Raw genomic sequence first — 9,955 nt, 5'->3', positions numbered from 1 at the left:
CGCCAGCCCCACCGCCAGCCAGCGGCCCTCGATCCGCCAGAGATGCAGAAACCGGGGGCCGTCACTGAGCTCCCGCCATGGCTCCGGTATCTCCTCACCCTCACCGCCGCGTATCCGAAGGCTCCAGAGGCTGAGTTGATCCGGTTCGCCGTACCGCACGGTCAGTATCTCCGTCAGCGCGGTGTGCTCCGCCTCCAACTGCTCGGTTTCCTCGATCCGGCGCGCGCCGTCGTCGTCCCCCAGGAAGCCGTCGCCATGGGCCAGTTCCGCGAGGTGATATCCCGGCCCGCTCGTGCCCACCTCGGACGGGCCGCGCGCCGCCGGGAATTCACGGGCACGCAGCAGCTCGATGACGGCGAGACGCTGTGCGGTGGTCATGCCCCCAGTAAACCCCCGCCCACTGACAATTGGCTGCCCGTCAGCTTGCCCCGGATCCTCTCCCACGGCTTCGGCGCGCGCTCAGTCCGCCACCCGACACAGCCTGATGACCGGAATATCCCGGTTCGCCTGCTTCTGGTATCCCTTGTACGGAGGAAACAGCTCCACCGGATTCAGCTCGGCCACCCAGGCCGTGGAGCTGATCACCACGTCTTCGTCCTGCGCCATTTCCGGCTCCTCGGTCCGTGCGTTCGCCGACGCGTCCCACCCTAATCAGCCCGCGACGCAGGCGACTCGCCGCACCGTCGGCCACCGAGTAGCATCCGCCAGACACGCACGAGCTGGGAGGAAATACCGTGGGGCGGCTGACCGGCGGAGACCCTTCTCTCCTGCGGCGGATCAACTCGGCGGTGGTGCTGCACGCCCTGCGCGGCGCGGGCACCCTCACCCTCACGGATCTCACCCGGATCACGGATCTCTCCCGGCCCACCGTCGAGGGTGTGGTGGAAGGGCTGATCGACGCGGGCCTCGTGTGCGAGTCCGCGCCGGAGGAGGGCGAGACCCGCAGACAGGGCCGTCCCGCGCGGCGGTTCCGGTTCCGGGCCGAGGCCGGCCATCTGCTGGGGATCGAGATCGGCCCGCACCGCATCGCCGCGCTGCTCTCCGGACTGGACGGCCGGATCATCGGCGCCGGTTCGCGCGAGGTCTCCGAGAAGGCGGACGCGGACGAACGGCTGGAGCGGGTACGGCTCGTCGTCGCCGATGTCCTGCGGCGCACGGGCGTGGCACGCAGCTCCCTGCGGGCGGTGGGGGTGGGCAGCCCCGGCATCGTGGAGGCCGACGGGACCGTACGGCTGGGCACGGCGCTCCCCCAGTGGACCGGTCTCGCGCTCGGCGAGCGGCTGCGCCGTTCGTTCCGATGTCCGGTTCTCGTGGAGAACGACGCCAACGCGGCGGCGGTGGCCGAGCAGTGGAAGGGCGCCGCCACCGACTCCGACGACATCGTTTTCGTACTGGCCGGGCTGAGCCCGGGGGCGGGCGCACTGATCGGCGGGCGGCTGCACCGGGGATTCGGCGGGGCGGCCGGCGAGATCGGCGCGCTGCATCTGCTGGGCCGCGGGGTGACTCCGGAGAAGCTGCTGTCGACGACGGACGAGCCGCTGCACCCGCTCGACGAGGCGGCGGTGGCGAAGGTCTTCGCCCATGCCAAGGAGGGCGACGCACGGGCCCAGGCGGCCGTCGAGCGGTTCATCCAGCGGCTGGTGCACGATGTGGCGGCGCTGGTGCTGGCGCTGGACCCGGAGGTGGTGGTGATCGGCGGCTGGGCGGCGGGGCTCGACGGCGTACTGGATCCGCTGCGCGGCGAGCTGTCCCGTTACTGTCTGCGCCCGCCGCGGGTGACGCTCTCGCTGCTCGGCGAGGCGGCGGTGGCGACCGGCGCGCTGCGGCTGGCCCTGGACCATGTCGAGGAGCAGCTCTTCGCGGTGGAGGGCACGGTGACATCCCGCCGGGACCGGTGACCGGGGCCGACGAGCAGGGGGCGGCCCCAGGGATGCGCCGGGGCCCGGCGCGGGCCCCGGCTCAGGACGCCTTGCGCTCCTGCGGATGGTCGCTGATCTCCAGGTCGCCGGAGGCGCCGAAGGTCAGCCGGCAGGTGTCGGCGCGGTACGTGGCAACCGAGACGGCCGCCGTACGGCCTCCCACCACATAGCGCGTCGTGACCACGAGGACGGGCGCGCCCGGCAGCCGGTCAAGCGCCTTCGCGTCGTCCGCGCGCGCCGAGCCCAGCTCCACCGCGCGGTCCTGTCCGTCCAGGCCGAGCCGCTGGAGCTCGCGCAGGACACGCCGGGCGCGGGCAGGTCCGGACGGCACGTCGATCGCCGGCAGCTCCGGCACGGACGCGGACGGTACGTACAGCAGCTCGGTGGCCACGGACTGGCCGTGCGTGACCCGGATCCGGCGGACCGTGTGGGCCTCTTCGCCGGGGCCGGTCTCCAGCAGCCGGGCCACCGCGGCGGGAACGGGCGCCGGACCGCAGTCGACGGGCTGCCAGGCGTCCTGCGCTGCGCCGGGCCATTCGTGCTGGGCGGTGGAGACGTCCACACCCACCCGGGGCGGCGCGACGGTCGTACCGACACCGCGGCGGCGCTGGAGGCGGCCCTCCAGCTCGAGCTGTTCGAGCGCCTGCCGGAGCGTGGCACGCGCGACCCCGAAACGAGCGGCCAGTTCACGCTCGTTGGGCAGGATCTCGCCCACCGCGAAGTCGGAGTCGAGCGCTTCGCCGAGCACGGTCTTGAGGTGCCAGTACTTAGGCTCCGGCACTGTTTCAAGCTGCGTGGTCCCCACCCTGATCCTCCGCAATCGCCGTGTCCCGGCAGGTTTCCATGCCCTTGTTTATTAAAGGTTCCTGCACTAACTAGCGACGATAGGACCGCCCATCCAGTTGGTCAAGACCAATCCTGCGCCGGTCACCGAGAGAAGTCACTCCCCGACTCAGGGTGTTCACAGTACGTTCGTACACCCGTGAAAGGCAGGCCGCGCAGAGCCCCGCGTCCGGATCGGACACGGGGCTCCGAAGCGCGAGGAACGCGTGGAGCAGGGCTTACAGGGGCGTGCGCCCGGAACCCACACCCGAGAGCTTGTCCGGATTCCGCATGACGTGGACGCGCTCCACGGCACCGTCCCCGACCTCCAGTTGAAGGACGAGATCCGGCTTTCCACCGCTGAGGACCAGCACCCCCACCGCGCCGTTGACCTCCGTGAACCGGAATTCGTACGCGGCCGCCTCGCCCGAGACGCCGGCGAAGAAGCGGGCCACCTTGTCGGCTCCCTCCATGACCCGCAGGGGCGCCTTGGCCCTGCCGCCGCTGTCGGCGACGAGCCGTACGTCCGGCGCGAGCAAGGCGATCAGCGCTTCCAGATCGCCGCCGCCGGCCGCCGCGAGGAATCGCTCGGTGAGATCGCGCCGTTCGGCCGGGTCGACGTCGTAGCGGAGCCTGCGCTCGTCGACATGGCGGCGGGCCCGGCCCGCGAGCTGGCGGACGGCCGCCTCCCTCCGGTCCAGTACGGTCGCGATCTCCGCGTACGGAAATCCGAACGCCTCGTGCAGGACGAACACCGCGCGCTCCAGCGGCGAGAGGGATTCGAGGACGACCAGCACGGCGAGGGAGACGGACTCGGCGAGCAGCGCGCGCTCCGCGGTGTCGGGTGCCGCGGGCCCGTAGTCGGTGACGACCGGCTCCGGCAGCCAGGGCCCCACATATGCCTCGCGCCGTGCCTTGAGCTGGCGCAGCCGGTCAATGGCGAGGCGGGTCGTCACGCGTACGAGGTACGCGCGCGGCTCGCGGACGTCCGTACGTACGTCGGCGCTCCAGCGCAGCCAGGCCTCCTGCACCACGTCCTCGGCGTCGGAGATCCGGCCCAGCATCCGATAGGCCACGCCGGTGAGGACGCTCCGGTACGCCTCGAATTCATCGCCGCTCGCCATGTCCGCCGTCACCGCTCCATCCCAGCCCACGGCCGATCGGCTGTCCAGGTGACGCGCGCGGGGCAACGGCCGGTTGTTCACACGGGGTTCGCGCGATGGCCGCCACCGAGGACTAGGCATGGCACGACGCACCGGCATCCACCTGCCCAGGAGACCCATCGATGTCGAACACCTCACAGTCCTCGGACTTTGCCGCCGACTCCTCCGACTCCCTTCCCGCTGTGGGCGATTCAGCCCCTTCCACCGCCGCTTCTCCCGCGCGCCGCAGTGTGCTGCGCGGTTCGCTGGCCGCCTCGGCCGCGCTCGCCCTGCCCGGCGCCGCGCTGGTGAACGCCGCCCCGGCGCAGGCCAGATCGGGACGGCCGCAGGCCGCCTGGGGTGTGCAGGCCGGCGACATCACGGCCTCTACCGGGCTGGTGTGGGTACGGTCCGACCGGCCGGCCCGGATGATCGTCGAGACCTCGGCGACCGAATCGTTCCGCCGCGCCCGCACCTGGCGCGGACCGCTGCTCGGCCCCGGCAGCGACTTCACCGGTACGGTCCCGCTGCACGGGCTGCCCGACGGTGAGCAGGTGCACTACCGGGTGACGCTCGCCGACCCGCACGACCCCCGCCGTACCGGCGAGCCGGTGTACGGCACCTTCCGCACCGCGCCCGCCAGGCGCCGGCAGGACGTACGGTTCGTCTGGTCCGGCGACATCGCGGGCCAGGGCTGGGGCATCAACCCGGACATCGGCGGTTTCCGGGTGTACGAGGAGATGCGCCGGCTCAACCCGGACTTCTTCCTGTGCAGCGGGGACACGATCTACGCGGACGGCGTGATCGAGCCGAGCGTGACGCTGCCCGACGGGCGCGTCTACCGCAACATCACCACCGAGGAGAAGTCGAAGGTCGCGGAGACTCTCGACGAGTACCGGGGCAACTTCCGCTACAACCTGCTCGACGAGAACGTCCGCCGGTTCAACGCCCAGGTGCCGGCCATCGTGCAGTGGGACGACCACGAGGTGCGCAACAACTGGTACCCGGGCCAGATCCTCGACGACGTCCGCTACACCGAGAAGAACGTGGATGTGCTCGCCGCGCGCTCCACGCAGGCGTTCCATGAGTACTTCCCCATCTCCGGCGGGAGCGCGCGTGGCAAGGACCGGCGCGTCCACCGGGTGATCAGCCATGGTCCGCTGCTGGATGTGTTCGTTCTCGACATGCGGACGTACCGCAACGCCAACTCGCCCGGCCGGCAGGCCGACGACACGACCGGCATCCTGGGCGCGGAGCAGCTCCAGTGGCTCAAGCGCGAGCTGTCGCGGTCGCGGGCGGTGTGGAAGGTGATCGCCGCCGACATGCCGATCGGTCTGGTCGTTCCGGACGGTACAGCGAACATCGAGGCGATCGCCCAGGGCGACCCCGGTGTCCCGCTGGGCCGGGAACTCCAGATCGCGGAACTGCTGCGGTACATCAAGCACCAGCGCATCACCGGCACGCTGTGGCTGACTGCGGATGTCCACCACACCTCGGCGCAGCACTACGAGCCGGAGCGCGCGGCGTTCAAGGACTTCGCGCCGTTCTGGGAGTTCGTGTCGGGGCCGCTCGCGGCGGGGCAGTTCCAGGCCAGTGCGCTGGACGGCACATTCGGTCCCGACCGGGTGTACGTGAAGGCTCCGGACCGGGCGAATGTGTCGCCGATGGAGGCGCCGCAGCTCTTCGGCGAGGTGGACATCGACGGCGGCAGCGGGGAACTGACGGTGCGGCTGCGGGCGGAGGGCGGCACGGTGCTCTTCACGAAGGTGCTCCAGCCGGGCCGGGTCGGTCAGTAGCAGTCAGCAGTAGTCGCGAGCGGTCAACGGGGGCCGGGGACGGCGCCGTCGGAGTCCGGGGCCCGGGACAGTCGACGGTGGCCGAGGAGCGAGGGCAGTCAGCGGGCCCCGCTCCTCGGCCGAGGCCGATTGTCAGTGCCGGGCTCTAACGTCACTTCCATGACGCGATCCGTACAGGCACTCGCCTATTCCCGTCCGTCCGCCCTGGACAGCGCCCCGGGCGGGCGGCTGCTCGGCCTGGAGACATCGGGCGGGCTCACCCCGGCCGGCGCCGAGGCGCACCCGCGCTTCTTCTCCGGCTTCCTGGCCTCGCCGCGCGCCGCCGCCCGGGGGCTGCTCGCGGTCGCGGACGTGGCGGGGGCCCGCTACTACCAGCGGACAGCGGGCAGTTCACTCGATCCGGTGGTGACGGGCAACGGCGACCGGCTGCGCTTCGAGTCGTTCTCCGGGTGCTGCGGGGTGTACGCGAGGCTCGATGTGGAGCGCGAGGGGCTCGACGGCGCGGAGACCGGGCACGGCACGACCAATGTCGACGTCAACAACCCGCTGCGTGAGGCACTCTCCCGGATGACCGGTGACGATCCGCTCCATCTGCGGGTGGGTCCGGACGAGTTGACGGTCACCACCCTGGACGGTCCGGTCGTGGAGAAGAAAGTGCCGTTGCCGGACCGGTGGCTCAGGGGCTTCGCCGAGGCGCAGGTCATCTCGGCCGGTTTCGATCTCCGTGCCGAGCTGACCGCCCCGGAGGCCGTCGCATTCCTGCGCTCGCTGCCGCGCGGGACGGCTTCGCGCGGGGCGCGGTGGGTCGTACCAGCCGGAGGGACACTGCGGCCGACGACCCGGCCCGTGCCGGGGGCCGTATGTCTGCCGGGTCCCGAGCGGCTGGCTGCCCTCCAGCGGGTGCTCCGGGACGCGACAGCGCTGCGGGTGTACGGGCCGGTCACGGACGGCGCGGCGACGGCGAGCGCCTGGGAGGCGGTGCTGCCGGGGATGCGGCTCACCCTCACGCTGTCCCCGGACACCGCGCGTGGATTCTCGGGCGAGGGCGGGGTGCTGGAGGCGCTGGCCACCGAGGAGGCCGCGGAGGACGCCGAGTTGATCTCGGTGCTGCTGGCGTGGGAGCCGCGGATCGACCCGGCGGAGCTGGCAGAGCGTGCGGGGCTGTCGGCCGAGCGGGTACGGGCGGCCCTGGTCCGGCTGGGCACGGCGGGCCGGGTTGGCTATGACATCGCTGACGCGGCGTACTTCCACCGCGAGCTCCCGTACGACGCGGGCCGTGCCGAGCGGCACAATCCCCGGCTGGTCGAGGCCCGGGCCCTGCTCTCCTCGGGGGCGGTGGCGCTGGACGGCGAGCTGGCCTCCGTGGCCTCGGGCGAGCGCCGCTATCAGGTGCGGGAGGCGGCCGGTGTGCTGAGCTGCACCTGCCGGTGGTGGGCGGACTACCGGGGGAGACGCGGCCCGTGCAAACACGCGCTGGCCGTCCGGATGGCGCGGCGCGAGGCCGTCGTGGTGAACGGGGGCGCCCGATGAGCGAGCTGACCGATGCCGTACGGGAGGGCCGCGTCCAGGACATTCCCGGGCTGGTCAAGCCACTCGGGGCGGCGGACAGGAAGACGGAGCTGGCCGCGCTCAAGGAGCTGCGCAAGGAGCTGGGTTCATGGTCCTGGAACCGCTGGCGCGAGCGCAGAAGGGCCGGACTGGCCCTGATCGTCGCGGGCGCCGGGTGCCATACGGGGGCAGCGGCGACGGCGGCTTGGATCCGCGCCCGTGACATGCGGGACGGGTTCCGGCTGCCGCACGCCGAGCTGCTCGATCTGCTGGCGGAGCGGGATCCGAGCTGGCTGGGCAATGTGGCGCACCGGCTCGCGGGCCGGGCGTCGACCGCGCAGATGGACTATCCGCTGATAGAGGGCCTGGTGCGGCTCTCGGGTTGTGAGGTGCCGGTCGCTGACGCGTTTGTGCACGGCTGGGCGGAGGCCATGCCGTCGCACGGCAGGCTGCTGCCCGCGCTCCGGGCGGACCCTCAGGTGCGGACCATGGTGCCGCGGTTGTTCGAGACGGCCGAACTCCCCGCTCCCCTCGGCTGGTACGGCGATGCCGAGGAACCGCACCACTGGCCGACGGCGCTCACCGTCCTCGCCGAGGAGGGGGTGGTGGAGCGGAGCCTGCTGGTGAAGTGCGCCATCGCCCGGCTGCTGCGTGGCGGCAGACCGGGGGAAGCGGTCTTCTTCCTCAATCTGCTGCGCCGCCTCGGGCTGACCGCGGACGAGGAGCGGGAGCATGTGGCCGACTGGATCGGAATGGCGGCGGACGGGTCCTCGACGGTGGCGGGTCACGCGCAGGGTGTGCTCGGCAGGCTGGCGCTCGCGGGCGGCCTGCCGGTGCGGAGCCTCGCGGACATGTCACGGTCGGTGCTGTTCCGGCCCGAGAAGAAGCTCGTCAGGGCCCAACTGGTGCTGCTGGGCAAGGTCCTGCGCGCGGACAGCGGCTCGGCAGGTGAGCTGCTGCCCGTCGTCGCCGAGGCGTTCGGGCACGAGGACACGGCCGTCCAGGAGCGGGCGCTGAAGCTGGTGGGGAGCCGTCTGTCCGGCGTCGGTGCCGAGGTGCGGGCCGAACTGACCCTGGCGGCGGGCGCGTTGAGCCCGGTCCACCGGGCACGGGCCGCCGAGGTGTTCGGTGAGCTGCCCGCGGAGCCCGAGCCGCTTCCGTACGAGGAGATCCTGCCGCCCGTGCCGGTCCCTGCGTATCTCGCGCCCGCCCCGGCGGGCATCGCCGAGCTGGTCGAGGAGGTGGTGGCGCTGGTCGTCTCGCGCGAGGAGGTGGCCTCGTTCGAACGGGCGCTGGACGGGCTGGTGCGTCATGCCTACCGGGACCGGGCCGCGCTCGCCGACGCGCTCAAGGACGCGCTGGCCGACCGCTGGTGGCTCGACGGCGAATCGGAGAAGGGCCGCGACCGCCGGTTCTCCAGGCTCCCCCATGGACTGGAGGTGGTGGCCGCCTCCATATGCGAGCGGGTCTCCGTCACGGCGCTGTGGAATGCCAGGGCGCGGGCGGCGGTACGGCAGTCCTGTGCGCACACCGTGCTGAAGGGGGTGACCGAGGCGCGGCTGTGGGAGGCCGCCTATCTGCTGCGGACCAGACCGCTGCCCTTCCTGCTGGCCACGCCGACCTGGGAGACGGGCGCGCTGGACCCCGATGTCCTGGTCGAGCGGCTCAGTGAGTACGAGCGGCTCTGTGCCGCCCCGGAGCCGGTGGACTTCGCGCAGGCGCTGCTGCGCGTACGGCGCGACGGCCATGCGGAGGCCGCGCGCGCGGCGGCGGCCCTCGGCACCTGCGAGGCCGGCCGGCTCGCCGCCTGGCTCAGCGGGGACGGTACGGCACTGCCGGCGCTCGACACCGGCGAGGAGCACCGGCGGCCGGACGCGGACGAGCCCGCCGGGGAGGGGCGCCACTGGCTGGAGTCGGTGACGGGCCGGGTGGGCGCGGTCAGGGAGCGGCTGGCGATCCACCGGGAGTTCCCGCCGGCGTTCCGCTGGCTGGGCAGTCCGGTGCGGCCCGTCGGTTCGGGGTGCCATCACTGGACCGGGAGCGAGAGCGTCCACTGGCCGGCCGTACTGCCGGAGGACCGGGAGACGCTCGCCGGATGGCTGCTGCCCGAGGTGGCGGCCTGCGCGGAGGAGGACCAGCGGGGCGGCTCGTGGTGGCTGCCGGCCCTCGCCGAGAGCGGTGGTCCCGCCGGTGCCGGTCTGCACCGGGGCGTGGCGTACGGACTCGGCGCCCGGCATCCGGACGACCGGCTGTCGGCGGTGGACGCGCTGCTGGTGCTGGCCGCCCGTGGTGACCTGGACGCGCCGCTGCTGGGCCGGGAGCTGGCCGGGCTGGTGGCGTCCGGCGCGGTCAAGCCAAAGCGGCTGGCCGACGCCGCCCGTACGGCGGCGGCCACCGGTGCCTGTGCCACGGTCTGGTCCGTACTGGCCCCGGCACTGACCGGTCTGCTGGCGGAGACCGGTACGGCACGGCCCGGGCTCGGGGAGCTGCTGTCCGTGGCCGCCGAGTGCGTGGAGCGCTCCGGGGCCCGGGGCGGGATACCGGGGCTCGCCAAGTGGGCCGGCCGCGGAAACACCTCACGCCTCGCCGCCCAGGCGGCCCGGCTGCTGGCCGCATTGCGCCAAGGGGGCGATCAAACCATGGCACATTAGGCCAAGGACCGCACAAAAGGGAACAGATCCATCCTTAACCCATCAGTCACAAACCGTTCGTGATCACGCAACACCGT

8 protein-coding genes are annotated in these 9,955 nt (G+C 72.5%); 4 read left to right on the top strand and 4 right to left on the bottom strand.

The features are described from left to right. Both WH07_RS10220 and WH07_RS39665 read right to left on the bottom strand, forming a co-directional pair. Positions 1 to 378: hypothetical protein (locus WH07_RS10220; protein WP_046498299.1), on the bottom strand; the 378-nt coding region annotated here is incomplete at its 3' end. A gap of 81 nt (positions 379 to 459) precedes the next feature. Further along, positions 460 to 606 (bottom strand): hypothetical protein, encoded by a 147-nt coding sequence (locus WH07_RS39665; protein WP_157877317.1) that lies wholly within the window; start codon positions 604 to 606, stop codon positions 460 to 462. A 128-nt stretch (positions 607 to 734) separates the two neighbouring features. Here WH07_RS39665 and WH07_RS10215 point away from each other — a divergent pair, with 128 nt between their 5' ends. Continuing rightward, on the top strand, positions 735 to 1,898 hold the full coding sequence (locus WH07_RS10215) for an ROK family transcriptional regulator (RefSeq protein ID WP_046498295.1): 1,164 nt from the start codon (positions 735 to 737) through the stop codon (positions 1,896 to 1,898). A gap of 61 nt (positions 1,899 to 1,959) precedes the next feature. Here WH07_RS10215 and WH07_RS10210 read toward each other — a convergent pair whose 3' ends face one another. After that, positions 1,960 to 2,724 (bottom strand): GntR family transcriptional regulator, encoded by a 765-nt coding sequence (locus WH07_RS10210; protein ID WP_046498291.1) that lies wholly within the window; start codon positions 2,722 to 2,724, stop codon positions 1,960 to 1,962. Between the two features lie 256 nt (positions 2,725 to 2,980). Beyond that, positions 2,981 to 3,865 (bottom strand): RNA polymerase sigma factor SigJ, encoded by an 885-nt coding sequence (gene sigJ, locus WH07_RS10205; RefSeq protein ID WP_046498319.1) that lies wholly within the window; start codon positions 3,863 to 3,865, stop codon positions 2,981 to 2,983. Between the two features lie 161 nt (positions 3,866 to 4,026). Here sigJ and WH07_RS10200 point away from each other — a divergent pair, with 161 nt between their 5' ends. The 3 genes from WH07_RS10200 to WH07_RS10190 all read left to right on the top strand — a co-directional run bounded on the left by WH07_RS10200 (position 4,027) and on the right by WH07_RS10190 (position 9,878). Then, positions 4,027 to 5,679 carry an alkaline phosphatase D family protein gene (locus tag WH07_RS10200; RefSeq protein ID WP_079023114.1) on the top strand — a complete coding sequence of 551 codons (1,653 nt, stop codon included), beginning with the start codon at positions 4,027 to 4,029 and terminating at the stop codon, positions 5,677 to 5,679. A 159-nt stretch (positions 5,680 to 5,838) separates the two neighbouring features. Then, a complete protein-coding gene (locus WH07_RS10195; protein WP_046498289.1) occupies positions 5,839 to 7,209 on the top strand; it encodes an SWIM zinc finger family protein in 1,371 nt (456 codons plus the stop codon). Further along, positions 7,206 to 9,878: a DUF7824 domain-containing protein gene (locus WH07_RS10190; protein WP_046498286.1), complete on the top strand. Its 2,673-nt coding sequence runs from the start codon at positions 7,206 to 7,208 to the stop codon at positions 9,876 to 9,878. The genes WH07_RS10195 and WH07_RS10190 overlap by 4 nt, the downstream gene beginning before the upstream one ends. Positions 9,879 to 9,955: the final 77 nt, after the last annotated feature.

Origin of the sequence: Streptomyces odonnellii (genome assembly GCF_000981895.1) — a bacterium.
In the GTDB taxonomy this organism is placed as follows: Bacteria; Actinomycetota; Actinomycetes; order Streptomycetales; family Streptomycetaceae; genus Streptomyces; species Streptomyces odonnellii.
This window is presented reverse-complemented; position numbering and strand designations above follow the sequence as displayed.

Excerpts from the sequence above, each read along its gene's own strand:
- WH07_RS10200 (WP_079023114.1), top strand. The coding sequence starts at position 4,027 with ATGTCGAACACCTCACAGTCCTCGGACTTTGCCGCCGACTCCTCCGAC.
- sigJ (WP_046498319.1), bottom strand. The coding sequence starts at position 3,865 with ATGGCGAGCGGCGATGAATTCGAGGCGTACCGGAGCGTCCTCACCGGC.
- WH07_RS10190 (WP_046498286.1), top strand. The coding sequence starts at position 7,206 with ATGAGCGAGCTGACCGATGCCGTACGGGAGGGCCGCGTCCAGGACATT.
- WH07_RS39665 (WP_157877317.1), bottom strand. The coding sequence starts at position 606 with ATGGCGCAGGACGAAGACGTGGTGATCAGCTCCACGGCCTGGGTGGCC.
- WH07_RS10195 (WP_046498289.1), top strand. The coding sequence starts at position 5,839 with ATGACGCGATCCGTACAGGCACTCGCCTATTCCCGTCCGTCCGCCCTG.